This window comes from Pseudomonas sp. PvP089 (assembly GCF_017875165.1).
Lineage (GTDB): Bacteria > Pseudomonadota > Gammaproteobacteria > Pseudomonadales > Pseudomonadaceae > Aquipseudomonas > Aquipseudomonas fortuita.
Window position 1 is genome coordinate 3,010,498 of sequence record NZ_JAGGME010000001.1, and the last position, 24,518, is coordinate 3,035,015.

Here is a 24,518-nt window from a genome sequence, read left to right on the forward strand (position 1 = left end):
GCGGCTAGACTCAAGGGTTGATACCCTTCATGGAGCAAGGCCATGACTGCCAAGAACACCCTCTGCCTCTGGTACGACAATGATGCCGAGCAGGCTGCCAACTTCTATGCCAGCATTTTCCCGGACAGCAAGTTGATCGCACTGCACAAGGCCCCGGCAGACTACCCCTCGGGCAAGGAGGGCGATGTCATTACCGTCGAATTCACCGTCATGGGCATACCCTGTGTGGGGCTTAATGGCGGCGCTACGTTCAAGCATTCTGAGGCGTTTTCATTCCAGGTCAGTACCGAAGACCAAGCCGAAACCGACCGTTTGTGGGAGGCGATTATCGCAAACGGTGGCGAGGCCAGCGTTTGTGGCTGGTGCAAGGACAAATGGGGGATTTCCTGGCAGATCACCCCCCGTATTCTGATAGAGGCCATCGGCCACCCTGACCGCGCTGCGGCAAAGCGGGCGTTCGAGGCCATGATGCAGATGGGCAAGATCGATGTGGCCAAGATTGCAGCAGCATTGAAGGGGTGATCCCTCATCTGTTTGCTGCCCTTTGGTTATCGGCTTGGTTGGGCGATCTATCGTTGATCGAGGGGGCCGTTTTTTCTGGATCCAAGTGGCGGCCCCCGAATCAAGCGGTGAAGCGCGAGGCTAGCGTGTCAGGTTTCGGACACCTCGCTCGCTGCTGCTGCCACTTTCACCGAAGCCTTCTTCTCCTGTACCACGATGTAGAACTCCTCACCATGTTTCACAGCCCCGTACAACACCGCCTTTTCGATCAGCTCGTTGCCGCGCAGGTGGCGCAGCATCATCGGGTCTTTGCGCAGGTCGCGGTACAGCGCCAGGCACAGCAGCACCATCACCACGACAAAGGGCAAGGCCACGACGATGGTCAGGTTCTGCAGCCCGGTCAGCGCCTCGCCAGGGTCGCTCGGGTCGCCGATCGCCAGCATGATCGCTGCCACCGTTCCGGTGAGCGCGCCCCAGAAAATCACCGTGCGCCGCGAGGGTGCGGTGGTGCCGTGTTCCGACAGCGTGCCCATCACCAGTGACGCCGCATCGGCACCGGAGACAAAGAAGATGCCCACCAGGATCATCACCAGTACCGAGGAGGCCGATGCCAGCGGGTAGCTGTCGAGCAGCTGGTACAGCGCGTGGTTGCTGTTGACTGCACCGTTGGCCAGCTGGAAGGCGCCTTCGCGCAGGGCATCGATGGAAGCACCGCCAAAAATGGTGAACCACACCAGGCTGACCAGGCTGGGCACCAGCAGCACGCCGGTGACGAACTGGCGGATGGTACGACCGCGGCTGATGCGGGCGATAAACATGCCTACGAACGGTGTCCAGGAAATCCACCAGGCCCAGTAGAACACGGTCCAGCCGGCCAGCCAGCTGTTCATCTGATCGCCGCCACTGGCGTTGGTGCGGGCCATCATTTCGGGCAGCATCTTGATGTAGATACCGATCGAGGTCGGCAGCAGGTTGAGCATGAGCAGGGTAGGGCCGACCATGAACACGAACGCTGCCAGCACCAGTGCCAGCACCATGTTGGTGTTGGACAGCCACTGGATGCCCTTGCCGACACCGGACACCGCCGAGGTGACGAAGGCAATGGTCAGCAGGGTGATGATGGCGATGTAGAACAGCTTGCCGGGGCTTTCGACCCAGCCGTTGTATTCCAGCCCGCCGGCAATCTGCAGCGCACCCAGGCCCAGCGAGGCCGCCGAGCCGAAAAGCGTGGCGAAGATCGCCATCATGTCGATCAGGCGGCCGAGGGGGCCGTTGGCGTGCTTGCCGATCAACGGCCGGAAGGCCGCGGAAATCAGCTGCGAGCGGCCGCGGCGGTAGGTACCGTAGGCAATCACCAGGCCCACGATGGCGTACATGGCCCAGGGGTGCAGCGTCCAGTGGAACAGGGTGGTGGCCATGGCCACCTGCATCGCCTCGCTGGTCTGCCCGGTGGCCGAGCCGGGGGGCGGCGTCACATAGTGCGACAGCGGCTCGGCAACGCCAAAGAACATCAGGCCGATGCCCATGCCGGCACTGAACATCATTGCCACCCAGGACACCGTGCGGAATTCTGGCTGTTCGCCATCACGACCCAGTGGCACCCGGCCATAACGGCTGGCAGCCAGCCACAGCACGAATACCACGAAAAGTGTGGAGGTGAGCACGAAGAACCAGCCGAAGTTGAGAATGACCCAGGACTGCGCGCTGGATGCGCTGCTGGCGAGGCTGGCCTGGTTGAGGAAGCCCCAGAGGACGAACGCGACAGCCAGGAGGCTGGTAAAACCAAAGACGATCCAGTCGAGCTTGCCCTCGAAATGCCTGTCCTGGCGGGCTTCTGCGGTTTTCGAGGGGTCCGTCACGCCAAGGTCGAGTGTTTCGGTGATGTGTTCCTTTGCCATGAATGTTGAGGCCCTTTGAGGATTACCTGGACGCGCAGGCTTGTTGTTGTGTGGGCTACCGAGTTCGATGACGGCCTCGGCGGGGAGATTGCCGGCCGATTATCCAGTGCCCGAAACCGCTGTGCCTGTCCCGTAAACGTCCTGGGGCGTCCATTGCGCGACCTGCCAAATACTTTTAGTTCTGGGGGCGATGGCCCTTTCTGCCCCGCGTTCTGGTACCCTGTTGGCATTACCCTGGCCTGCACATCCGAGCACCGTAGAAGCGCTGCTGCCCGTGGGCCAGGCCGCACCAGGAAACGGAGATTCGTCAATGGCCACTGACCGTGTGAGCCTGATTCATTTCGATAAATTGAGCATGAGCCCTGCCGCCGCCGACCGGTTCCAGAAAGCCCTCGACGCGCTGGCAGCGCTCAAGCTGCAGGACCGTTACGTGTACCTCATCGCTCCTTATCTGGGTGATATCGCTGACGCCTCCGACGCCGAGCAACTGGACACCGCCAAGGGCCAGTGCATTCGGGTGATCGATGAACTGCTGGATGCCAGGTCGGTCAGCAAGGCCAAGGCTCAAGAGCTGCGCGAGGTGTTTGACAGTGCCGTCGAACGAGCACGGGCAGACATGGCCGGCTGAGTGGTGGCATGGCCAAAGACATCGATAACCCCTGCGTCTCGTTATGCCAGCTCAACAGCGAGCTGTGCGTGAGCTGTGGTCGCACCCGCGACGAAATTCGCAAATGGCGGGGCATGAAACGCCCGGAAAAGATGGCCACGGTGCAGCGCGCGGCGACGCGGATGAAAGCTATCGCCAAGAAGGCAGCCAAGCGGCAGAATGACTGAACCTGCGTGCCCTGCGCACGGCCTACCCTGATCTGCTTGAAGAGCCTGAAAATGGATGCTCACTCGCTGTTTGCGTTTACCCTGGTCGCCGCCATCGCGATTGCCAGCCCCGGTCCTGCCACCCTGATGGCCATCAACAACAGCCTTGCCCACGGCCAGCGCAGTGCGATCTGGTCGTCGCTGGGCAATGGCTCGGGCCTGTTCTGCCTGTCGGCTGCGGCCATGCTTGGGCTGGGCGCTTTGCTGGCCAGCTCCGAAGTACTGTTCAACGCTGTGAAGATCCTGGGGGCAGGTTACCTGTTCTACCTCGGTGCGCGGCAGTTGCTGAAAAAGAACCCGATGCTGGAGCAGGGCGCTGCTGAGGGGGCTGTCAAGGTACGGCCCACACCGCTGAAGTTGTACAAATCGGCTTTCCTCACAGCAGTGACCAACCCCAAGGCGACCATGTTTTTCACCGCGCTGTTCCCGCAGTTCATCGACCAAGGGGCGGCGTTGTTGCCGCAGTTTCTGACCCTGACCGGGATTTTCGTGAGCTTGTCGCTTGCATCTCTGAGCTTGTATGCCGCACTGGCCGCGCGGGCCAAGGGCGTACTGACCCGGCCGTCGATGTCACGCTGGGTGAGCCGCGTGGTGGGTACCACCTTTATCGGCTTTGGCGCGGCGATTCTGGCAATGCGTCGGCAGGGCGCCTGAGGCGTTGCTCGGCCGGTTCGTTGCTGAGCGATAAAAGGCCGCGGCTCCAAGCGTTCCTGGTCCAGACTGTTTAAAGCACGCGCAGACCAATGCTGCGTTCGAGCACAGGGCGTGGCGGCCTTTGGCCGCTTCGCCGGGTCGCCAGAGGTTCCATGTGCCGAGGGTTGTAGATGATCGAGCGTTGCTTGCGCCAAGCCTTGCTGTTGTTGCCTTGCCTGTTGCTGGCTTTTCCGGGCGCAGCGCAAGAGCCCTGCCGACGGCTGACCGCTACCGGTAACCCTGAGTATCCACCTTACCTATGGCGCGATCCGCAGAACCCTCGGCAACTGATCGGTGCCAACGCCGACCTGCTCAAATACCTGGGCAAGCAGCTGGGGCTGGAAATCGAGGTGGTGTACGGTGGGCCTTGGTCGCGTGCCCAAGAAGAAGTCCGCACAGGCCGGATCGACCTGCTGGCCGGGTATTTCATCACCCAGGCCCGGCAGCAACAGATGGACTTTGTCGCCCCGCCATTCCTGCACACCCCGAGCGTAGTCTGGGTACGCCAGGACAATGCCTTTGCCTACCATCAATGGGCAGACCTCAAGGGCCGCAAAGGCGGGACCCTGGTCAACAACAGCCATGGCCAGCAGTTCGATGAATATGCCCAGGCAAACCTCACCCTGGAAGCGGTGCCCGGTGCCCGGCAGGCGTTCGAGAAGCTGATGCACAAGCGCAGTGACTACGTGGTGTACGAGCAGTACCCCGGGATGGCGCTGGCCCGCACGTTGGGTATCACTGATACCGTGCAGGTGTTGCAGCCGCCTGTATCCAGTGAAGGGTTGTACCTGGCTATGTCACATGAATCGCCCTGCAACAAGCCACAGCTGCGTGAGGCGCTGGCGCGGGAGATGGCGAAGGTCGTTGGCGGGGCGCTGCCTGAGCAACTGCTGAAGCAGAACCTGGAGCGGTGGCAGTAACAGCCCTGGCACGTACCTGCAGGGACCGCGCTAGATTCTAGAAATTGAACAAGGCAGTTGCTCCCACAAAGTCACCGCTAAATCAGCAAATCAGTTAGGTTGCGCTGTCGCGTAGAGAACAAGTGCCATTGTGGGAGCGGGCTTGCCCCGCGAAGCAGGCGACGCGATGGATGGCCCCGGCTGCGCCGGGGTTCGCGGGACAAGCCCGCTCCCACAAAGTCACCGCTAAATCAGCAAATCAGTTAGGTTGCGCTGTCGCGTAGGGAACAAGTGCCATTGTGGGAGCGGGCTTGCCCCGCGAAGCAGGCGACGCGATGGATGGCCCCGGCTGCGCCGGGGTTCGCGGGACAAGCCCGCTCCCACAAAGTCACTGCTAAATCAGTAAATCAGTTGGGCTGCGCTGTCGCGCAGGGGGCAAGTGCCATTGTGGGAGCGGGCTTGCCCCGCGAAGCAGGCGACGCGATGGATGGCCCCGGCTGCGCCGGGGTTCGCGAGGCAAGCCCGCTCCCACAAAGTCATTGCTAAATCAGTAAATCAGTTGGGCTGCGCTGTCGCGCAGGGAGCAAGTGCCATTGTGGGAGCGGGCTTGCCCGCGAAGCAGGCGACGCGATGGATGGCCCCGGCTGCGCCGGGTTTCGCGAGGCAAGCCCGCTCCCACAAAGTCATTGCTAAATCAGTAAATCAGTTGGGCTGCGCTGTCGCGCAGGGAGCAAGTGCCATTGTGGGAGCGGGCTTGCCCCGCGAAGCAGGCGACACGATGCATGGCCCCGGCTGCGCCGGGGTTCGCGGGACAAGCCCGCTCCCACAAAGTCATTGCTAAATCAGTAAATCAGTTGGGCTGCGCTGTCGCGTAGGAAACAAGTGCCATTGTGGGAGCGGGCTTGCCCCGCGAAGCAGGCGACGCGATGGATGGCCCCGGCTGCGCCGGGGTTCGCGGGGCAAGCCCGCTCCCACAAAGTCACCGTTAAATCAGCAAATCAGTTAGGTTGCGCTGTCGCGTAGGGAACAAGTGCCATTGTGGGAGCGGGCTTGCCCCGCGAAGCAGGCGACGCGATGGATGGCCCCGGCTGCGCCGGGGTTCGCGGGACAAGCCCGCACCCACAAAGTCATTGCTAAATCAGTAAATCAGTTGGGCTGCGCTGTCGCGTAGGGGACAAGTGCCATTGTGGGAGCGGGCTTGCCCCGGGAAGCAGGCGACACGATGCATGGCCCGGCTGCGCTGGGTTTCGCGGGGCAAGCCCACTCCCACAAAGTCACCGCTAAATCAAATCAGAGTTTGTCCGATGGGAGCGGGCGCGCTGGCGAAGAGGCCGGTGCAAGAACCACGTCAATTCAGCGCATATGCAAGATGATCGGGCTGCTGCTGGCCGGGTCGGTATGACCACGCAACTTGCCTACCGCCTGCGCATCCACCGCACCACCCTGGTTGCCCCAGGCCGTACGCACAAAACTCAGCACTTCGGCAATCTCCTGGTCACTCAACTGCTGGCGGAAAGCTGGCATGCGATAGGCATCCGGCACCCCGGCAGCCACCACCCGCTGCGAACCATTGAGGGTGATATTGATCGCTGAGGCGTTCTCCCTGGCCAGTGCCGAGGTGGCACCTGCCAATGGCGGCATCCACTCGGCTTGGCCTTTGCCGTCCAGGCCGTGGCAAGACGCGCAGCGGGTCACATAGGTGTGCGCCCCCGGGCTGTCGAGCCGTGCCGCTGCCGATTCGACCCGGTACTGCCATGGCGCGCCGTCACGCTGTGGATCGCCGGGCAGTGATTTCAGGTAATGGGCAATGGCGGCCAGGTCATCGTCATGCATGAATTGCGTGGAGTTGTTGAACGCCTCAGTCATCGAGCCGAACACCACGGCATGCCGGTTGCGCCCGGTTTTCAGGAACTGCGCGATTTCTGCCTCGCTCCAGCGCCCCAGCCCGGTGTTAGGGTCGGCGCGCAGGCTCGGTGCGTACCAGCCGTCGAGCAGGGCGCCGGCCAGGAAGGGTTTGCCGCCTTCATCCAGGGCCTTTTCGTTGAACGCCAGGCCGCGTGGGGTGTGGCAGCTGCCGCAGTGACCTGGGCCCTGGACGATGTAGGCCCCCCGGTTCCACTGCGCATCCTGGCCGGGCTTGTCGGCGTATGGCGAGGTGGCGGCGAACAGGCCATTCCATAAGGCAATGGGCCAGCGCAGGTTCAGCGGCCAGGGAATGTCGCTGGGCAGATTGGCCTGCCGGGCGGGTTGCACGTTGTGCATGAAAAACGCATACAACGCCCTGACATCATCATCGCTGAGCTTGGCGTAGGACGGGTAGGGCATGGCCGGGTACAGCCGCCTGCCACCAGGGGCGACACCCTGGCGTACGGCACGGTCGAAATCGGCCAGGCTGTAGCTGCCGATACCGCTGTCGCGGTCGGGGGTGATGTTGGTGGCGTGGATGGCCCCCAGCGGGGTGGCCATTTCCAGTCCACCCGCGAACGGCTTGCCGTCCGGCAGGCTGTGGCAGGCCACGCAGTCGCTGAGGCGGGCGACGTACTCGCCGCGGCTGATCAGGGCCGGGTCAGCGGCAGTGGCCTGTGCGTCGGCAAACGGCGAGGCCGGCTCGCGGGTCACATACCAGGCCAGCAGGCCTGCCGCGACAAGGCACGGCAGCGCCAGCCAGCCAGCGGTTCTTGCGAAACGATGGGTCATCGGGCTTCCCTTGTGCAGTCAGCTGAAGGTATGGCGGCTCAGTGGCAGGCTACGCACGCGCTGGCCGGTAAGCTGCGCGACCGCGTTGGCCACAGCCGGGGCTACAGCGGGTAGCGGTGGCTCGCCGATACCGCCCATCTTCGCCCCGCTTTCGACAATGCGTACATGCACCCGCGCCATGCGTGAGGGCGGCAGGATCGGGTACAGGTCGTAGTTGCGTGCGCGCGGCTTGCCATCCACATAGACCGCTTCTTCCACCAGCGTCTGCGACAGGCCAAGGGCAACTGCGCCGTTGACCTGGTGTTCGATGATCGACGGGTTGACGATGCTACCCGGGTCGATGGCCTGCCAGATGTCGTGCACCTTGACCTGGCCGTTCTCGATCGACACCTCGGCAATGACTGCCGCTTCCGAGCCAAAGGGTGAGGCCATTGCCACGCCGCGTGCCCGTTTGCTGCCATCCTCGGCAGTGAAGGGCCCACGTTTCCAGCCACCGGACAGCTCGGCGACCGCGTTCAGCAGGGTGGTCAGGCGCGGGTTGTCGCGCAGCAGGTGCAGGCGCAGTTCGAACGGGTCCTTGCCGCCTTTGTCTGCCAGTTCATCGAGGAAGGATTCATAGAAGAAGTCGTTCAACGAGTTACCCACCGAGCGCCAGTAGCCGAGCATGGCCGGGCCTTTGACGTAGATCTGGGCAATGCGCTTGTTGGCGATGGCGTACGACTTGCCTGATAGCCCCTCAACCGCGGTCGGGTCGATCTTTTCCCCTTGCTTGCCAGCAAGAGCCTCGGTTGGGCCTTCGGTGGCGCTGACCGCTTCGAGGGCCACTGGTATGCCATCGGCATCCAGCCCGGCGCGGAATTTCACCACTGCAACCGGGCGCAGCACATCACGCAGGAATTCCTCTTCGCGGCTCCAGATGAGTTTTACCGGCCGGCCAACCGCTTTGGCCAAGGCAATGGCCTGCGGGTAGGGGTTGGCCGAGTCGTACAGGAAGTGGCGGCCAAAGAAACCGCCCAGCAGCGGCGAGTGCAGGTTGATTTGCGCAGGTTCCAGGCCGGTACGCTTGGCAATGTCATCACGGAACATGTCCGGGGCCTGGTTGGGCAGCCAGACGTCCAGGCTGCCGTCCGGGTTGAAGCGGGCGAGGGCGGACGGTGGCTCGAGCTGGGCATGGTTCAGGTACTGGTTGTGGTAGCTGGCCTCGACCTTGGTCTTGGCATTGCTCAGGGCGCCAGCGATATCGCCTTCGTTTTCTTCGTCCCGCGCCGGGCCCTCGACGTTGGCGAGGTGTTCCCGCCATGCGTCGCTGGAGAAGTCGGCCGGCATCGGTCGCACGTTGCTGTCGGCGGCCGGCTCTTTCCAGTCCACCTGAATCGCCTCTACCGCACGCTTTGCGTGCCACCAACGCTCGGCAACCACGGCCACTGCGCCCGGCAGTTGGTGCACGGAGTGCACGCCTTTCATGGCCTTGACCTGATCTTCGTTGCGCACGCTGCCCACGGTCATGCCCAGACGTGGTGCGTGTTGCACGGCGGCGTGCAGCATGCCGTCGACCTTTATGTCGATGCAGTACTGTGCCTTGCCGGTGGACTTGTCGTAGGCATCCAGGCGGCGAACAGGCTTGCCGATCCAGCGGAACTGGCTGGGGTCACGCAGCTTGACGCTGGCCGGGTCAGGTACCGGCAGGTCCATGGCGCGCCCGGCGAGGTCACCGTAGGGTATCGAACGCCCCGTCGTGGTATGTACCACGTTTCCTGGCGTGGTCGAGAGTTCGTCGACCGACACGCCCAGTTGTTCGGCGCCGGCCTGCAGCAGCATGGCCCGGGCAAGGGCACCCAGGCGGCGCATGGTCGGGTAGCTCATGCGCACCGACATGCTGCCACCGGTGATGCGCATGCCGTTTTCCATCACCACGTAAGCTTCGCCCGGTGGTGCGCTATCGACCACGAAATTGACGGGGTCGACATCCAGCTCTTCACCCACAATTTGCGCCATGGCGGTGAAGGGGCCTTGCCCGCCTTCCATAAAGGGGCTGAGCAGGCGTACCGTGCCGTCTGGGCGAATCTCCAGAAAAGCGGGCACCTGGGTACCGCGTTCCGGGGTGGCTGCAACCGCTGCCTGCACACGGCCCGACCCCATTGGCAGGCCGAAACCCAGCACCAGGGCACCGACAGCCGTGCCGGCAAGAAAGCGCCGGCGCGACAAATTGACTGTCTCGCCCAGTTGCAGCCTGAGCAGTTCGGCAGGGGTCTCTACGGGCGTATTCATCAGGCCTGCTCCCCTTGCGCCAGGTCATGCACGGCAGCGTGAATGGCGTTGTAGGTGCCGCAGCGGCACAGGTTGACCATGGCCGCGTCGATTTGCGCGTCGCTTGGCTTGGGGGTGTGCTTTAACAACGCCGTGGCGGCCATTACCTGGCCGGACTGACAATAGCCGCACTGTGCCACCTGGTGCTCGACCCAGGCCGCAACCACCCGTTTGCCAACGGCATCGGCTTCGATGGCCTCTATGGTGGTGACCTCGCGCCCCACCACACCGGCCACCGGTGTGACGCAAGCGCGTACCACGTTGCCGTCCACCAGTACCGAACAGGCGCCGCACTGGGCCAGGCCGCAGCCATACTTGGTGCCGGTCAGCCCCAGATCATCGCGGATCACCCACAGCAAGGGCGTGTCGGCGTCCGCCTCGACCTGGTAGGTCTGCTGGTTAATGCGTAGTTCCATGGTTCACCTGCCAGTCATCGGTTGCTGTTGCCATGTTTTTCTATGCGGGGAATACGTTGTTCCCCAGTGCAGAAAAGCTAGCACAGCGGTGTGACCGCTGGTCTGGTGGTTGGGCCAGGTTCAGAGGATCAGGCAAGCAATCCGGCGGAATGCGCAAGCCTGTACTGGCGCCATTGCCGGCAAGCCAGCGCCCACAGGTCGGCGTAAGAGTTGAAAGATATGCAGTCCCTGTGGGCGCTGGCTTGCCGGCGAGGGGCCAGGCAGGCAAACAGGACTTCTGGCGTAAAAACCCGGATAATGCCGGCCAATTTCGTTTTACACGCTTAAATCACGGTAATCCCGCATGGAAATCAAGGTCAATTTTCTCGACAATCTCCGTCTCGAAGCCAAGTTCGATGACTTCACGGTGATCGCCGACCAACCGATCCGCTACAAAGGCGATGGTTCGGCCCCAGGCCCGTTCGACTATTTCCTGGCGTCTTCGGCCTTGTGCGCGGCTTACTTCGTCAAGCTGTACTGCCAGGCCCGCGACATCCCAACCGAAAACATTCGCCTGTCGCAGAACAACATCGTCGATCCGGAAAACCGCTACAACCAGATCTTCAAGATCCAGGTCGAGCTGCCCGAGGACATTTCCGACAAGGACCGCCAAGGCATCCTGCGCTCCATCGACCGCTGCACGGTCAAGAAGGTTGTGCAGACTGGCCCTGAGTTCGTGATCGAAGTGGTCGACAACCTTGATGCCGATGCCCAGGGCCTGTTGATGCCGGTGGCAGACACCAGCACCTACATCCCCGGCAAGGACCTGCCGCTGGAGCAGACCATCGCCAACATGTCGGGCATCCTCGCGGGGCTGGGGATGAAGATCGAGATCGCTTCGTGGCGTAACATTGTGCCCAATGTGTGGTCGCTGCACGTGCGCGATGCGCAGTCGCCGATGTGCTTCACCAACGGCAAGGGCGCCACCAAGGAGGCGGCGCTGGCCTCGGCGCTGGGCGAATTCATCGAGCGCCTGAACTGCAACTTCTTCTACAACGACCAGTTCTGGGGCGAAGAGCTGGCCAACGCGCCGTTCGTGCATTACCCGAACGAGCAGTGGTTCAAGCCTGGCCCGCGCGACGCGCTGCCGGCCGAGATCCTCGACGAGCATTGCCTGGAAATCTACAACCCGGACGGTGAGCTGCGTGGTTCGCACCTGTATGACACCAACTCGGGTAACACCGCCCGGGGCATCTGCTCGCTGCCGTTCGTGCGCCAGTCCGACCAGCAGGTGGTGTACTTCCCGTCCAACCTGATCGAGAACCTGTTCCTCAGCAATGGCATGAGCGCCGGCAATACCCTGGCCGAGGCGCAGGTACAGTGCCTGTCGGAAATCTTCGAGCGTGCGGTGAAGCGCGAAATCCTCGAAGGTGAGCTGTGCCTGCCGGATGTGCCGCAGGACGTGCTGGCCAAGTACCCGGCGATCGTCGCCGGCATCCAGGGCCTTGAAGAGCAGGGCTTCCCGGTGCTGGTCAAGGATGCTTCGCTGGGGGGCGAGTTCCCGGTCATGTGCGTGACGCTGATGAACCCTCGCACCGGCGGCGTATTTGCCTCGTTCGGCGCTCACCCGAGCCTGGAGGTGGCGCTGGAGCGCAGCCTCACCGAATTGCTGCAGGGGCGCAGCTTCGAAGGCCTCAACGACCTGCCGCAGCCGACCTTCGAAAGCCATGCGCTGACCGAGCCGAACAACTTTGTCGAGCACTTCATCGACTCCAGCGGCGTGGTGTCGTGGCGCTTCTTCAGCGCCAAGGCCGACTTCGAATTTGTGGAGTGGGACTTCTCCGGCCACGGCGAGGATTCCAACCAGCAGGAAGCCGCTACCCTGTTCGGTATCCTCGAAGCGCTGGGCAAGGAGGTGTACATGGCGGTGTACGACAACCTCGGTGCCACGGCTTGCCGCATCCTTGTGCCGGGCTACTCGGAAATCTACCCGGTCGAGGACCTTATCTGGGACAACACCAACCGCGCCTTGTCGTTCCGTGCCGACATCCTCAACCTGCACAGCCTCGACAGTCGCTCCCTGAAGTTGTTGCTCAAGCGCCTGGACAACTGCGATGTGGATGACTACACCACCATCACCACGCTGATTGGTGTGGAGTTCGACGAGAACACCGCGTGGGGTCAGTTGACCATTCTCGAGCTGAAACTGCTGATCTGCCTGGCGGTGCAGCGTTTCGAGGATGCCAAGGAGCTGGTCGAGGCGTTTCTGCAGTTCAACGACAACACCGTCGAACGCGGCCTGTTCTACCAGGCGCTGAACGTGGTGCTGGAAGTGCAGCTGGATGACGAACTGCAGCTGGATGACTATGAAGCCAACTTCCGCCGCATGTTCGGGAATGCACGCATGGACGCGGTGCTGGGTTCGGTGAACGGCAGCGTGCGTTTCCATGGCCTGACTCCGACCAGCATGAAGCTCGAAGGCCTCGACCGCCACCTGCGCCTGATCGACAGCTACAAGAAGCTGCATGCGGCCCGAGCCAAATTCGCCTGAGAGCGGCGGTCCCACTCGTTATTTTGTGCTGGCTGTACCGCCGTCATCGCCGGCAAGCCAGCTCCCACAGGTACTGCACCGTTCTTGAGCGTTGTGCTGAACTTGATGGGGCTGGCTAGCCGGCGATTGGGTCAGCAGCTCTCATATAGCACTTTGAACCTGGCGCTATCCCCAAAGCGTCTTTCCGCTTCGCTTGAAAGGCGCGTAATTTTTTCTTCCCCCAATATATGGCGCGTTAACCGCCAGAAGGACCTCGGCCGCGCACAACAAGAAGGCGCAGACCATGAGCACCCCTTTGGACACCAACGCCCTTAAAGCCCGTCAGCAGGCCGCCTGGGCCAGCGGTGACTACGCGGTAATCGGCACCACCCTGCAACTGGTTGGCGAACGCCTGGCCGAGGCCTGCGACTTGCGCTGGGACGAGCAGGTGCTGGACGTTGCTGCCGGCAACGGCAACGCCACCTTGGCCGCTGCCCGCCGCGGCTGTCGCGTCACCTCCACCGACTATGTGCCCGAATTGCTCAAGCGAGGCGAAGAGCGGGCGCGGGCCGAGCACTTGAATGTGTTGTTCCAGGCGGCCGATGCCGAAGCGTTGCCGTTTGCCGACGGTACCTTCGATGCCGTGCTTTCCACCTTCGGCGTGATGTTCGCCCCTGATCAGGCGCAGGCCGCACGCGAGCTGGTCCGGGTGTGCCGGCCCGGTGGCCGCATCGGCCTGGCCAACTGGACCCCGCAAGGCTTTGTCGGGCTGATGTTCAAAATGCTAAGCCGGCATGTGCCGCCACCCCCCGGTGCCTTGCCGCCTTCGCGATGGGGCGATGAGGAGCAGTTGCGCGTGATGTTCGAAGGGGCGCTCGGCGAACTGAAAGTCAGTCGTCAGCAGTTCAACTTCCGCTATCGCTCGGCGGCGCATTTCATCGAGGTGTTCCGCACCTGGTATGGGCCGGTACACAAGGCGTTTGCCTCATTGGAGCCAGAGGCGGCCAGTGCGCTGGAGCGGGATCTGACCCAATTGCTGGAGGAGAACAACGTCGCTGGACCTTCATCGTTGGTGGTGCCGAGTGAATACATTGAGGTGGTGGTCATTCGGGGCTAGCAGGCGCTCCTTCCAATGCCTCCGCGGGTGGGGGGGCTGCACGGACATTGAAAAGCTTGCAGACGAAGTACCAAGCGATCGCGACCGTTAGGTTGTAGGGGAACAACACAGCCCAGAACGGCAGTTGCCAGTTTTTCTTGCCCTGCATTTCACCGGGCTCGCCGGTACGCCAGGGGGCATAGTGGCGCCAGGCTTCAGCCGGGGTCAGGCAGATGGCGTAGAGTGGCTTGTGCCACCAATTGGGCTCGCCGGGAGGCGGAAGCTTGTCCGGACCGTGGTTCATGAAATGGCGGAGGTACTCCCACACTTCGGCGACGTGTCTGACCCCGGGCTCGGTGGGTTCGTTGCTGTCGACCCAGAGGCAGTCTTCTTGGTGGAGGCTCCCATCCGCTCGGCGAGGGGCGAAGGCGAGGGCGTAGCTGGTGCTGAAGGATGAACCACCGTACTCGGTGCGTTTGAAAACGCCTCCGCCAGTGTTACTCCACTCAAAGACGAATATCTTGCTCAAGCGTTGATAGTAAATCTTCTGAGTTGATCGGTTGAAACATATGCTCGATAAGCGCTTTATGAAGTATATTCGATAAACTAGGAACGGGAGGAATGTGAAGGGCGTGAGTGCGAAGCTGGTCATTAAAAGTGGGTGGGATTTAAAGTACTTCATGAACTCCCCGTCAAATAGATAAGGGTAGAAGCCGATCATTGAGATGATTATTATTGCACAGTACAGTTTCCCCATGAATGCCGAGTCTGTTACCCATGGATTTCTCAAACATAAAAAATTGTCGGATGAGCTTAATAGCTGCCCAGTGATAGCGGGCTTGTGTCCTGAACCTGTCTTTGAATTGAACATCCAGATGGTTGCCATGGTCAGCGTTCCAGACGAAAAGTTGCGAGGCTCTCATTGTCTTCGTCCAACCCTTGATTGGCGCTGCAAGCGAGATGCAGTGAGACATGATTTTGGTTGGCTAGCGTGTTCTCGAAATGCAGAACTCAGCCAGCACCTACAGAGATGCGTGCGCTGCAGGCATGGCCGGAGGTGGCACTGCTGATGGAGGCGTCAGTCATGCGCGCTTCCCTTTGGCCGAATGTGCCGGGCGCTCCTCAAACGCTTCAGGCGGTGGTGACGCGACGCGAACATTGAATAGGCGACAGATGCCGTACCAGCAGATGGCGACGGTGAGGTTGTAGGGGAACAGCACCGCCCAGAACGGCAGTTGCCAGTTCTTTTTGCCCTGCATTTCACCGGGCTCGCCGGTTCGCCAGGGCGCATAGTGTTGCCAGGCTTCTGCCGGGGTCAGGCAGATGGCGTGCAGCGGTTTGTGCCACCAGTTGGGTTCGCCGGGCGGGGGGAGATTGTCCGGGCCGTGATCCATGAAATGGCGAAGGTATTCCCAGACTTCAGCGACGTGTTTGACACCAGGTTCGGAGGGGGCGTTGCTGTCGACCCACAGGCAGTCTTTTTGGTGGAGGCTGCCATCCGCTCGGCGAGGGGCGAAGGCGAGGGCATAGCTCGTGCTGAATGATGATCCGCCGTATTCGGTGCGTTTGAAAATGCCTCCGCCGGTGTTGGCCCATTCAAAGACGAATAGCTTACTCAACCGCTGATAGTAAATCTTCTGAGTTGATCGGTTGAAACATAAGCTTGATAAGCGCTTTATGAAATATATTCGATAAGCTAAGAAGGGTAGGAAAATGAAAGGTCCAAGCACTGTGAGGGTAATGAAAGTATAGCTAAAGGTGTATGGGTTCCAGGCTTCGCTGGATAGTAGGTAGGGGTAGAAAACTATTAATGATGCGATAATCATTGCGCAATAAATTTTTCCCATAAAAACAGAGTCCGTTACCCATGGATTTCGCAGGCATAAAGTGTTCTCGGATACGCTTGCCAGTTGCCCTCCAATTGCAGGTTTGTGCCCAGAATTTGACGTTGAATTGAATATCCAGATGGTTGCCATGGTCAGCGTTCCAGACGAAAAGTTGCGAGGCTCTCATTGTCTTCGTCCAACCCTTGATTGGCGCTGTAAGCGAGATGCAGTAAGACATGATTTTGGTTGGTTAGCGTGTTCTCGAAATGCAGAACCAAACCTGCACCTACGAGGTGGCCGGTTGGGGCGATTGGGAAAACGTCCATTCCTTGGTTATCTCGCAGGGCGCTCAAGCTCCCTGACCATTCGCTTACGCCTAGCCTGAAACCAGGCAGTAGCACTGTGAATTCAACGGTGGGTTGAGGTGTGGCTACTTCGTTATGGGTGATAGCAGTCCAGTTGGGCGGAGACCACTGATCATTCCGATGCCATTTAGTGTCAACTTTAGTTATGCCCAGTGACAGGGCCTGTTCGGCCATTAGTAGTTTTGGTCCGTAATGCTCGTTGTGCCAAGCTTTGATTTCAGTTTGTAGCGAGGCGAAGGCAGGAAGTTTATTTTCAAAATCCAAGGTGATGCCAGGGCGCCCCTCCCCATCATTGATGCGATTACCGAAGACGGTGCGTGCTGCCCACAGCTCAATTGGGCTGTGAAGGTGCTCATGTGCCTTGGCGTGCAGGTACAAACCTCCTGCAATGATGGCTACGCCTACGAGGACAAGGGCAGCCGCAGCCCATCCGGCAAAGGGTACTAATGTTGTCGCGCCCGCAACGGCAAGCCCTGCTTCAAGGGCGACAGCAGAGCCGATGGCCATAGTTACCCCTCCGGCCAAGGTGTATCCGCCTGCAGTTGAACCACCACTTTTCAGCTGACGCATTCCCTTTGATATGTCTGAAAATAGGCTGAATGCTATTGCAGGGTATCCGGCCAAACGCGCGAACAAGTTACTGCTTAAGAACTTGATGATTCCATTTCCAAAGGCCATGCCTGGTGCGGTCGGACTCAATCTCAACATCACGGCCTTCTGCGTTGCCCGCACGCTGACCATCGTCGCCGCCGCTGCACCGATCACCCCAAAAATCGATGAAGCAAAGCCCAAGGTGTATTCCGGTGCATCGTTCTTTTGCAGGCTGTTATAGGCCGTCTTCAGCGATAAGATGTTGAACCACAGCATCCCCGCGTTCAAACCACCCCCACCGCCCGAGGTGAGCAACCCGAGAAAGTTGGGCTTCACTCGCGCAGTGGTGGTCAGTTCTATCGATATTGTCCGGCTACCCGAGATGCGCAGTTGTTTCATTTCCTCAACCTGCGCCATGCCGCTCTTCAAATACTTCTGTGCCTCCTGGCTGAATGGATTTTCCGTGATGGCCTGTTCGGTGATTCGATAGCGCGCTGCCAACAGCCCCAACGCCTTCTCGGCATTCGCCTCCCGCGCCGCCAACAGCACCTGCTGACGCAGGCCATGACTGGCATCCCAGCGGGTTTGCCCGCGCAGGCGCTTGAGCACTACGGTATTGACCGCCTGGGCGGTAAGGTCGGTGATGTCGGCCATGGCCGGGAAGCGACCCACCAATCCTTCGATCACGTTGTCGCTGGCACCGAACAAAGAGCCGGTCGAATCCGCTTTGTCCTTGAACGGATTGAACGGCGCCAAGGCGGTGTAAAGCGGGCTGTCGTGCTGGTCCAACCATTGCTCCAGGCGTTTGAAGCGTCGGTCATGCTCTTCGGTGCCGGGTGTCGGCTGGCCCATCGGGTGAATCAGCAAAGCCAGCGAGATTTCCAGGCCGCGGGCGGAGGTGCGCTCGTCGCGGTCGTAACACGCCAGGGCGGCGGCCAGGCTGTGGGGGTTGTCGATATGTTGCGATTCGGCAGTGGCCAGCCAGGCGTCATGATCATTGCTGGCTTGCAACGCCAGGTTGCGCAGGGCTGCAATACGCCGTTCGACCTCGTCGCGTTCGGCAAGGAAACGCCGGTATTTGGCGATATCGATGCGCTTTGCCAGGCGCGCGCCGTTGGGGGAGTAATCCTCATGGGTGAGGGCCTGGAAATGTGACTCGGCCGCAGACAGCGCAGGGCCACGCCGCTCCGTGCCCAGCCTGAACGCGGCCAGTTCCGGTGAAGGCGCATCGGCCGGGTACATGCTTTCCAGCGTCTTGTTCAGCAGCATGCCCACCAGGTTGCGATGGTGAAAATCGCGGCTGTGCACGCTCAGTTGCTCGGCATCCAGGCGGTAGCACGCCGGCACGGGTTCCTGCTCGGGAGGTTGCGCGGGTTTTGTGTGTGCCAGTTGCTCGGCGGGCATCAGGTCGCGCATTTGATGCTGGTAGGCTGAGACCGACAGGCTCAGGTCCAGGGCCATGCCTTCGACGTCGGCGAGTGCTACCACCACCGGTACCTTCGGTTGGGTCCAGGGGTAGTGACGCGCCACGGCGACCAGGTTGCCGATAGGCAAGGTTTCGGTGATCGGGTCGCTGCTCCAGGTCAGCGGCATGCGCCGTTCGGTTGGCTTGAAGTCTTCGACCCAGGTTTGCAGGGCACTGACCGGCAACACATGGGGCTGGGTGGATGGCGCCTGGTTGCTGGCGATCAGTTCGGCCATGTCCAGCTGGCGCATATGCCGTTTGCGCAGGGCTGATGAACCGGTGATGCGGGCGGTCACGGCGTTGGTCCACAGGTGGGGGCTGTAGCCGATCCACACTTGCCTGGCGGTATCGGGGCAGGTATCGGCCCACACCCAGCCCATGCTCCGGCTGGAGAGATAGCGATCACGCAGGTGGTAGTTTTCCAGCCCTTTGTAACTCAGTTCCTTGTAAAGACCCGCGCCAACGTACTCATGGATGACCAGCTTTTCGCCCTTCGGACCTTTCATGAACACGTAGACATAACCCGGGCGCAAAGCGCGCAGGGTGTAGGCAGAGTGTTGCAGCGGGGGGAAGCTTTGTTCCAAATTGAAACCCGCACTGGCATAGCGGCAGGCGGGCGTGTCGCCGATGCGTGGCACGATGGCATAGCGCACTGGCAGGATGGGGATGCGTGCAGTACAGGCGGGACCGGAAGTGGCGCTGCTAACGGAAGAATTGCTCATGCGAGTTCCTTGCTCAGAGAGCAGTCTTTTCAGACCAAACGCGTAGAACGGCCTGTTCCAGTGCAAATAACGACTGGAAGAGTTGGCTGAGGCTAATGCTGTAGGAAATATCTTCCTTGTTTCAGGAGATGAAAAAACGATCGGCTTGTTAAGGCTCAGGCGACAGACAATGCCTCGATTTCTGCTTCTTGGTCGAGGCTGAAAGTGTAATATTTTATTTGAATGTTTTTGTGTTCCGCGAGTGTGGTTTTATAAGTGGAAAGTTTGACCTTTTCTGTAGGAGTTGTCTTACATATTAGGCGGTCGTTAAACTTTCAGTTCTTGCACTTGGCCATCACTACTTGGCAAGTTCGAGGTGCGCCCCCCGAGCGGCCGGCATAGCGTATGCAATTGTTCATGGATTTTTGCCGCGCAATGCTCAGGGTATTGCCCCAGGCCAGGCCGCCTTCGCCAGTCGTGGGTACGGCTTTGGCGAAGCAGTTGGAGCCTACTGCAGGCGTGGCGTAGCGCGCCTTGCTGCCTTTGCTGGAGCAACCAGCGGTGAGCGCCAGGCTGAGGGCGAGCAGGGTGGTCAGGGCCCAGTATGCGTTTGGTCTGCTCACGTGTTCCCCTTCTGCGCTTGGCAGCAAATGCCTTGCAGGATATTTCATTGTAGCGAAGCGGTGAACTATCGCGTCGCGAAGGGGCTCCTTTGCTAAGCGCACCTTGCGCTCACCTGATGGCGCAAGCCCATCAGCCCCCTGGGTCACTGAATGAAAAGGAGGCACTGTGACCGCTACTGACCAAACCCTCTACCGCTGTACGCCCAGCCCGCTGCACGCCCTGCTGCTGGCAGGCAGTGTGCCGTTGTTCCTTGGCGCACTGCTGAGCGATATCGCCTACTTCAACAGCTACCAGATCCAGTGGAGCAACTTCGCCGCCTGGCTGATTGCCGGTGCCTTGGTGTTCTGCGGGCTGGCACTGTTGTTCGCGCTGGCAAACCTGGTCCGCGCCGAACGCAAGGGCGGGCGCGCCACGCTGTACTTCGTGCTGCTGCTGGTGACCTGGGTGCTCGGCTTGATCAATGCGTTCGAGCACGCCAAGGACGCCTGGGCGGTGATGCCGTCGGGGCTGGTGTTGTCGGTGATCGTGACCGTGCTCTCGGTAGTGGCTGCCTGGACCGGCTTGAGCAACCTGCGCTCGGGAGGTGCAGCATGAAGCCTTTGCATGCATTGAGCCTGTTGAGCATGGCGGTGTTGCTGAGTGCCTGTGGTGGTGACGGCGAGCGTACCCAGGCCCATGGTCCGGACCCCAAGTTGCCCGAGCCGCAGCGCGGCTTGTTGCCGAGCATGAAGATTGCCCAGCCGGTGGCCTGGGGCGAGCAGAAACCGACCGTGCCGGAGGGTTTCAACGTCACAGCCATTGCCACTGACCTGAAGATTCCGCGGCAGAGCCTGGTGCTGCCCAATGGCGACATCCTGGTGGCCGAGGGCAGGGGCGGCAGCGCGGCCAAGCTCAAGCCCAAGGATGTGATCGCCAGCCAGATCAAGGCCAAGGGCAATACGCAGGTCAAAGGTGGCAACCGCCTGACCCTGTTGCGCGATGCCGACGGCGATGGCACCTATGAGGTGCAGACCGTGTTCGCGGAAAACCTCAACGCACCGTATGGCCTGGCCTTTGCCAACGGCAAGCTGTATGTGGCCAACCAGGATGCGCTGGTGCGTTTCGACTACAAGGATGGCCAGACCCAGGCAGACGGCCCGCCATCCAAGGTCACCGACCTGCCGGCCGAGATCAACCATCACTGGACCAAGGCGCTGACGATCAGCCCTGATGGTCGCTACCTGTATGTGGGGATCGGCTCGAACAGCAACATCACCGAGCGCGGCCTGGAGGTGGAGATCGATCGGGCGATGGTCTGGCAGGTCGATGCCGAAACCGGGGCGCACCGGCCTTACGCCACCGGCTTGCGCAACCCGACGGCATTGACCATTCAGCCGCAGACCGGGCAGTTGTGGACGGTGGTTAACGAGCGCGATGAGCTGGGCCCCGACTTGGTACCGGACTACCTCACTTCGGTGCGCGAAGGTGGCTTCTATGGTTGGCCTTACAGCTACTGGGGGCAGAATGTAGATGATCGGGTGCGGCCGCAAAACCCGGCCAAGGTGGCTGCGGCGATCAAGCCGGACTACAGCCTGGGCTCGCATGTGGCTGCATTGGGTGTCGACTTCTCGATCCCGGCCATGGGCAAGGAGTTTGCCGACGGGGTGTTCGTGGGCGAGCACGGCAGCTGGAACCGGCCCGATCCGGTGGGCTACAAGGTGATATTCGTGCCGTTCAGCAATGGCAGGCCGGCAGGGGCGCCCATCGACTTTGCCACGGGCTTCCGCGGCGAGGATGGCAAGACGCGTGGGCGGCCGGTGGGCGTTACTGTGGACCCGCGTGGGGCGTTGATCATTGCCGATGACCTGGCCAATACGGTATGGCGGGTGACGCGTAACCGTTGAGCAGCGGTGTGAACGGATCCACCCCCGTGGGGTGGGTTCACCCAGGAGCCGGTGAGGTAACTGGCGCCGGCAGGGTGGCGGGCACCGTCTATGCTTGTTGGCGCGTGAACAATTCGCGCCCTTTTTTGCTTGATCACATGGAAGCAGATCTATGAACCCGATTCGCTCTCTCGCTCGTGCTGTTGCCTTGGCCACGCTGGCATCCGCTGCCAGCTTTACGGCGTACGCTGCCGATATTCCGATTGCCAGTGAGGCACTGGAAAGCCATGTCACCACGCAGGTTACAGCTATCGACCAGGCCAACCGCCAGGTCACGGTGAAAGGCCCTGATAACAAAGCGGATGTGACGTTCCAGCTCACGGATCAGGCCAAGGCCCTGCCTAACCTCAAGGTCGGGGACAAGGTCGATATCTTTGTTACCCGCGCCGTGGCCTATGTGCTCAACACCGATGTGGGTGGGGCGCCGAAGGCCACCGAGGAGTCCGGCACCATTCGCGCCACAGCGCAGAACCCCAACCCGGGTGGCGAGGCATTCCGCCAGGTCTGGGTCACCTCGCAGATCAAGAAGATCGACCTCAAGACGCACGAAGTGAGCCTGCTGCCACCTGAGGGCAAGCTGCAGGTGGTCAAGGTCGAAAACCCGGAATTACAGGCGCGCATGAGTAATCTCGAGGTCGGCCAGACGGTCGATGCGATCTTTACCGAAGTGCTGCGCGTCGAAACGTCGCGCTGACTACTTACCGAGACAGGCTACGGGTTGCCCGTAAATGGATCCGTCGTGATGCCTTGCATGACGGCGGATGCTGTACGAACAGCTGAATCACCCAGTCCGGGCGGGTCTTGCTGGCGTCATTGAGCCAGTTGGCGACTGAGTCCTGGGCGTACTTGTCGGCTTCTGCCAGGCGCGGTACCAGCATTGGCTCGGCCGCTTCAGGCGTCTGCTTGAGTGCGGTGATGTGCTCGCACCAGACCCCACGGGGGCGCAGCACCTCGATGCAGAAGCGCCTTACCAGCGGGTCCGCATCGCCGGCATGCTGGCCGAGCAGGGTGAGCGCAGTCCCCAACTCCTGGACCAGGCGCGGACGCAGGGCGATCCAGGCCCACTCGCGCACGCCAAAATGCTCATCGCGGGCAAACCGCAACTGAGCCAGTAGCGCTGGCTCCAGCGCCTGCGTGCGCGACAGATGCACTTGGGCAAAAGCGGCCCAGCTGCGCACGGTATCGGAAACATGCGAGCTGCATTGTTCGAATACGTGCTGGCGGATTGGCGAGGAAGCTTGTTCCAACCAGTGCCCCAGCTCAAGGCCAATGGCTGCGATTTTCTTGGAAAGGCCCAGCGTCGCTGCTGCTTCAGCACAGGCGAGCAACTGTTCGACCAGTGTGTCGGGTAGCAGGCTGGCCAATGAGCCGACCAGGGTGGCCTGATTTACTGCCAGGCATTCGGCGAGGTTGCGGGTTGGCAACTGCCCGTGATCAATCAGGTTTTTGCGTTCATCAGTCATCGAATGTGTTCCATCACATCAGGTGTTTGTTTTTTCTTGCTGCTGTGACCCGTGCCCGTATGGCTCCTGGGGTTTCGCGACAGCACAGTATCCTAGCTCATGGGCAAAAAACGGACTCGCATATGCGCCTGGCGAATAAGGTGTGTGCAGGGTTTCGATTTCCATAAATGGAGGGAATTTTCGATCATGGCTTCAATATGTTTCAGCAATGAGGACTGCCATGTTCAGTAAAACCCTGTGCCTACTGCTGCTTCCCTTTGCCTTGGCGTTGCTTGCCGGGGCGGTATTGCCGTTTCAGGCCGCAGGTAATGCTGCCGTGGGCCGTGCCCTGGGGCATTGGTTGTGGGGGGCATTCACATCGTTGACCGTGAGTTCGCTAGTGGTAATCGCCGCGCTGTTGATCCTCAGGGTTCCCGTACCAGAGCTGGGCAAGGCCCTGCAGGGGCCGTGGTGGCTATGGATCGGGGGTGTGCTGGGGGCCATGTATGTGGCGGGCGCTGCGGCGCTTACGCCCAAGCTGGGCGCAGCGGGTTTTTTGGTGCTGGTGGTGGCTGGGCAGATCATCACGGCAGTGCTCGCCGACCACTACGGGGTGATGGGGCTGGGTGGCAAGCCGCTGAGCCTGGCCAGGGTGGCAGGTGTAGTGCTGATCCTGTGTGGCGTGCTGTTGGTTCAAGGCACCTGGGCGACGGCGCCAGCGACCAGTGCAATCACCACGGGAAAGCAGCCAGAAGGCTGATCAGCGTCCCGGCTGGCTGCAGGCCCACACGGTTTCGCGCAGCCAGTGGTGCCCGGGGTCGCTGTCCTTGCGGCTGTGCCAGGCCTGCTGGTAGTCGAACGAGGGAATGGTCAGTGGCGGCGTGAACTGGCGCAGCGTCTTGTGCTGGCGCAACGACCCTACCGCGCGGCTGGCCACTGTGAGGATCAGGTCGGTGCCAGCGAGTACCTCTACTGCCGCGCTCCAGTGTGGCAAGGCCAAGGCGATACGGCGGCGCAGGCCTGATGCTGCCAGAGCGCGCTCTATTTCGTCGAAGGCATCCGGGCGCATGGCCATCAGCACATGCGGGCGTGCCAGCCAGTCTGTCAGGGCCAGGCTGCCGCTGGCGGGCAACACCTGGCGATCGGCAACACTGATGAAATGGTCGGCAAACAGGGGCTGGGCGGTGATGTCCTGAGGCAGCTCCGGGAACAGGCCCAGTGCCAGGTCCAGTTCGCCATCGAGCAGTTGGGCCAGCATGGTTTCACGGCTGGCCTGGCTGATGGCCAGGTCCACCCCAGGTGCGATCTGACGCAGGTGGCGCAATAGGGGTGGCAGGATGATGCGTGAGGAGTAGTCGGACAGTGACAGCCGGAAACGGCGCTGGGCTCTGGCTGGGTCGAACTGGGGGGTGGCCAGCAGGCCGTTGAGATGGGTCAACGCATCCTGCAGCGGTTTTACCAGCGACTGGGCACGGGCGGTGAGGGCCATGCCGCCGCCTTGGCGTACCAGCAAGGGGTCGTCGAAGTGTTTGCGCAGCTGCGCCAACGCGTGGCTGACCGCCGGTTGGCTGCGGTGCAGCCGCAGGGCGGCACGGGTCACGTGCTTTTCGCTGAGCAGGGCATGCAGGGCGAGCAGCAGGTTGAGGTCGATCTTGCGCAGTTCATCCATGGGGTAAATGGCCTTGGTGCATTC

21 protein-coding genes are annotated in these 24,518 nt (G+C 61.2%); 11 read left to right on the forward strand and 10 right to left on the reverse strand.

Translation table 11 applies throughout. The features are described from left to right. Positions 1-42 precede the first annotated feature (42 nt). The gene (locus J3A71_RS13860) at positions 43-522 is read left to right on the forward strand and encodes a VOC family protein (protein ID WP_016487496.1); all 480 of its coding nucleotides are present in this window, start codon (positions 43-45) and stop codon (positions 520-522) included. Between the two features lie 128 nt (positions 523-650). Here J3A71_RS13860 and J3A71_RS13865 read toward each other — a convergent pair whose 3' ends face one another. Next, positions 651-2,399 (reverse strand): BCCT family transporter, encoded by a 1,749-nt coding sequence (locus J3A71_RS13865; RefSeq protein WP_060518305.1) that lies wholly within the window; start codon positions 2,397-2,399, stop codon positions 651-653. A gap of 310 nt (positions 2,400-2,709) precedes the next feature. Here J3A71_RS13865 and J3A71_RS13870 point away from each other — a divergent pair, with 310 nt between their 5' ends. From J3A71_RS13870 to J3A71_RS13885, 4 genes are all read left to right on the forward strand, one after another. After that, positions 2,710-3,027 (forward strand): hypothetical protein, encoded by a 318-nt coding sequence (locus J3A71_RS13870; RefSeq protein WP_016487494.1) that lies wholly within the window; start codon positions 2,710-2,712, stop codon positions 3,025-3,027. A gap of 8 nt (positions 3,028-3,035) precedes the next feature. After that, on the forward strand, positions 3,036-3,233 hold the full coding sequence (locus J3A71_RS13875) for a DUF1289 domain-containing protein (RefSeq protein WP_016487493.1): 198 nt from the start codon (positions 3,036-3,038) through the stop codon (positions 3,231-3,233). 51 nt (positions 3,234-3,284) lie between these two features. Continuing rightward, entirely contained in the window at positions 3,285-3,926 is a 642-nt protein-coding gene (locus J3A71_RS13880) for a LysE family translocator (RefSeq protein ID WP_016487492.1), read from the forward strand. A 170-nt stretch (positions 3,927-4,096) separates the two neighbouring features. Further along, the gene (locus J3A71_RS13885; protein ID WP_209952970.1) at positions 4,097-4,885 is read left to right on the forward strand and encodes a transporter substrate-binding domain-containing protein; all 789 of its coding nucleotides are present in this window, start codon (positions 4,097-4,099) and stop codon (positions 4,883-4,885) included. Positions 4,886-6,217: 1,332 nt separating this feature from the next. Here J3A71_RS13885 and J3A71_RS13890 read toward each other — a convergent pair. Genes J3A71_RS13890 through J3A71_RS13900 form a run of 3 tightly spaced genes read right to left on the reverse strand, consistent with a single transcriptional unit; the run spans position 6,218 to position 10,284 of the window. Then, positions 6,218-7,561 (reverse strand): cytochrome c, encoded by a 1,344-nt coding sequence (locus tag J3A71_RS13890; RefSeq protein WP_095115131.1) that lies wholly within the window; start codon positions 7,559-7,561, stop codon positions 6,218-6,220. 18 nt (positions 7,562-7,579) lie between these two features. Beyond that, positions 7,580-9,829 (reverse strand): molybdopterin cofactor-binding domain-containing protein, encoded by a 2,250-nt coding sequence (locus J3A71_RS13895; RefSeq protein ID WP_096426182.1) that lies wholly within the window; start codon positions 9,827-9,829, stop codon positions 7,580-7,582. Further along, complete coding sequence (locus tag J3A71_RS13900; protein ID WP_016487486.1) at positions 9,829-10,284, reverse strand: (2Fe-2S)-binding protein; 456 nt, start codon at positions 10,282-10,284, stop codon at positions 9,829-9,831. The genes J3A71_RS13895 and J3A71_RS13900 overlap by 1 nt, the downstream gene beginning before the upstream one ends. 343 nt (positions 10,285-10,627) lie before the next feature. Here J3A71_RS13900 and J3A71_RS13905 point away from each other — a divergent pair, with 343 nt between their 5' ends. Both J3A71_RS13905 and J3A71_RS13910 read left to right on the forward strand, forming a co-directional pair. Beyond that, positions 10,628-12,814, forward strand: a complete 2,187-nt coding sequence (locus J3A71_RS13905; protein WP_023048053.1) for an OsmC domain/YcaO domain-containing protein — start codon at positions 10,628-10,630, stop codon at positions 12,812-12,814. Between the two features lie 283 nt (positions 12,815-13,097). Beyond that, positions 13,098-13,910, forward strand: coding sequence for a class I SAM-dependent methyltransferase (locus J3A71_RS13910; RefSeq protein WP_016487484.1), 813 nt, complete (start codon positions 13,098-13,100; stop codon positions 13,908-13,910). Here J3A71_RS13910 and J3A71_RS13915 read toward each other — a convergent pair. The 4 genes from J3A71_RS13915 to J3A71_RS13930 all read right to left on the reverse strand — a co-directional run bounded on the left by J3A71_RS13915 (position 13,897) and on the right by J3A71_RS13930 (position 19,460). Continuing rightward, complete coding sequence (locus J3A71_RS13915; protein ID WP_031312006.1) at positions 13,897-14,775, reverse strand: DUF6708 domain-containing protein; 879 nt, start codon at positions 14,773-14,775, stop codon at positions 13,897-13,899. The two genes, J3A71_RS13910 and J3A71_RS13915, sit on opposite strands and share 14 nt — an antisense overlap. Positions 14,776-14,971: 196 nt before the next feature. Beyond that, positions 14,972-15,865 (reverse strand): DUF6708 domain-containing protein, encoded by an 894-nt coding sequence (locus tag J3A71_RS13920; protein WP_031312005.1) that lies wholly within the window; start codon positions 15,863-15,865, stop codon positions 14,972-14,974. Between the two features lie 2 nt (positions 15,866-15,867). After that, complete coding sequence (locus tag J3A71_RS13925; RefSeq protein WP_096426181.1) at positions 15,868-18,858, reverse strand: T6SS effector BTH_I2691 family protein; 2,991 nt, start codon at positions 18,856-18,858, stop codon at positions 15,868-15,870. A 314-nt stretch (positions 18,859-19,172) separates the two neighbouring features. Beyond that, positions 19,173-19,460, reverse strand: a complete 288-nt coding sequence (locus J3A71_RS13930; protein WP_016487480.1) for a DUF4189 domain-containing protein — start codon at positions 19,458-19,460, stop codon at positions 19,173-19,175. 166 nt (positions 19,461-19,626) lie between these two features. Here J3A71_RS13930 and J3A71_RS13935 point away from each other — a divergent pair, with 166 nt between their 5' ends. From J3A71_RS13935 to J3A71_RS13945, 3 genes are all read left to right on the forward strand, one after another. Then, positions 19,627-20,055 carry a DUF2231 domain-containing protein gene (locus J3A71_RS13935; RefSeq protein ID WP_016487479.1) on the forward strand — a complete coding sequence of 143 codons (429 nt, stop codon included), beginning with the start codon at positions 19,627-19,629 and terminating at the stop codon, positions 20,053-20,055. Further along, positions 20,052-21,344: a sorbosone dehydrogenase family protein gene (locus J3A71_RS13940; RefSeq protein WP_016487478.1), complete on the forward strand. Its 1,293-nt coding sequence runs from the start codon at positions 20,052-20,054 to the stop codon at positions 21,342-21,344. The genes J3A71_RS13935 and J3A71_RS13940 overlap by 4 nt, the downstream gene beginning before the upstream one ends. Positions 21,345-21,495: 151 nt before the next feature. Further along, positions 21,496-22,077 carry a hypothetical protein gene (locus J3A71_RS13945; protein WP_096426180.1) on the forward strand — a complete coding sequence of 194 codons (582 nt, stop codon included), beginning with the start codon at positions 21,496-21,498 and terminating at the stop codon, positions 22,075-22,077. A 4-nt stretch (positions 22,078-22,081) separates the two neighbouring features. Here the strand turns inward: J3A71_RS13945 and J3A71_RS13950 are convergent, their stop codons facing one another. Further along, positions 22,082-22,846 (reverse strand): hypothetical protein, encoded by a 765-nt coding sequence (locus J3A71_RS13950; RefSeq protein WP_023047720.1) that lies wholly within the window; start codon positions 22,844-22,846, stop codon positions 22,082-22,084. Positions 22,847-23,066: 220 nt separating this feature from the next. On the opposite strand from J3A71_RS13950, the gene J3A71_RS13955 reads away from it, so the two are divergent. Beyond that, positions 23,067-23,585: a DMT family transporter gene (locus J3A71_RS13955; RefSeq protein ID WP_209952972.1), complete on the forward strand. Its 519-nt coding sequence runs from the start codon at positions 23,067-23,069 to the stop codon at positions 23,583-23,585. Here the strand turns inward: J3A71_RS13955 and J3A71_RS13960 are convergent, their stop codons facing one another. Then, on the reverse strand, positions 23,586-24,494 hold the full coding sequence (locus J3A71_RS13960) for a LysR family transcriptional regulator (protein WP_060518282.1): 909 nt from the start codon (positions 24,492-24,494) through the stop codon (positions 23,586-23,588). Positions 24,495-24,518: the final 24 nt, after the last annotated feature.

Coding starts and splice junctions, on each gene's coding strand:
- J3A71_RS13860 (WP_016487496.1), top strand. CDS start 43: ATGACTGCCAAGAACACCCTCTGCCTCTGGTACGACAATGATGCCGAG.
- J3A71_RS13900 (WP_016487486.1), bottom strand. CDS start 10,284: ATGGAACTACGCATTAACCAGCAGACCTACCAGGTCGAGGCGGACGCC.
- J3A71_RS13940 (WP_016487478.1), top strand. CDS start 20,052: ATGAAGCCTTTGCATGCATTGAGCCTGTTGAGCATGGCGGTGTTGCTG.
- J3A71_RS13925 (WP_096426181.1), bottom strand. CDS start 18,858: ATGAGCAATTCTTCCGTTAGCAGCGCCACTTCCGGTCCCGCCTGTACT.
- J3A71_RS13950 (WP_023047720.1), bottom strand. CDS start 22,846: ATGACTGATGAACGCAAAAACCTGATTGATCACGGGCAGTTGCCAACC.
- J3A71_RS13910 (WP_016487484.1), top strand. CDS start 13,098: ATGAGCACCCCTTTGGACACCAACGCCCTTAAAGCCCGTCAGCAGGCC.
- J3A71_RS13880 (WP_016487492.1), top strand. CDS start 3,285: ATGGATGCTCACTCGCTGTTTGCGTTTACCCTGGTCGCCGCCATCGCG.
- J3A71_RS13960 (WP_060518282.1), bottom strand. CDS start 24,494: ATGGATGAACTGCGCAAGATCGACCTCAACCTGCTGCTCGCCCTGCAT.
- J3A71_RS13885 (WP_209952970.1), top strand. CDS start 4,097: ATGATCGAGCGTTGCTTGCGCCAAGCCTTGCTGTTGTTGCCTTGCCTG.
- J3A71_RS13905 (WP_023048053.1), top strand. CDS start 10,628: ATGGAAATCAAGGTCAATTTTCTCGACAATCTCCGTCTCGAAGCCAAG.
- J3A71_RS13955 (WP_209952972.1), top strand. CDS start 23,067: ATGTTCAGTAAAACCCTGTGCCTACTGCTGCTTCCCTTTGCCTTGGCG.
- J3A71_RS13895 (WP_096426182.1), bottom strand. CDS start 9,829: ATGAATACGCCCGTAGAGACCCCTGCCGAACTGCTCAGGCTGCAACTG.
- J3A71_RS13915 (WP_031312006.1), bottom strand. CDS start 14,775: ATGGCAACCATCTGGATGTTCAATTCAAAGACAGGTTCAGGACACAAG.
- J3A71_RS13870 (WP_016487494.1), top strand. CDS start 2,710: ATGGCCACTGACCGTGTGAGCCTGATTCATTTCGATAAATTGAGCATG.
- J3A71_RS13945 (WP_096426180.1), top strand. CDS start 21,496: ATGAACCCGATTCGCTCTCTCGCTCGTGCTGTTGCCTTGGCCACGCTG.
- J3A71_RS13890 (WP_095115131.1), bottom strand. CDS start 7,561: ATGACCCATCGTTTCGCAAGAACCGCTGGCTGGCTGGCGCTGCCGTGC.
- J3A71_RS13875 (WP_016487493.1), top strand. CDS start 3,036: ATGGCCAAAGACATCGATAACCCCTGCGTCTCGTTATGCCAGCTCAAC.
- J3A71_RS13865 (WP_060518305.1), bottom strand. CDS start 2,399: ATGGCAAAGGAACACATCACCGAAACACTCGACCTTGGCGTGACGGAC.
- J3A71_RS13920 (WP_031312005.1), bottom strand. CDS start 15,865: ATGGCAACCATCTGGATATTCAATTCAACGTCAAATTCTGGGCACAAA.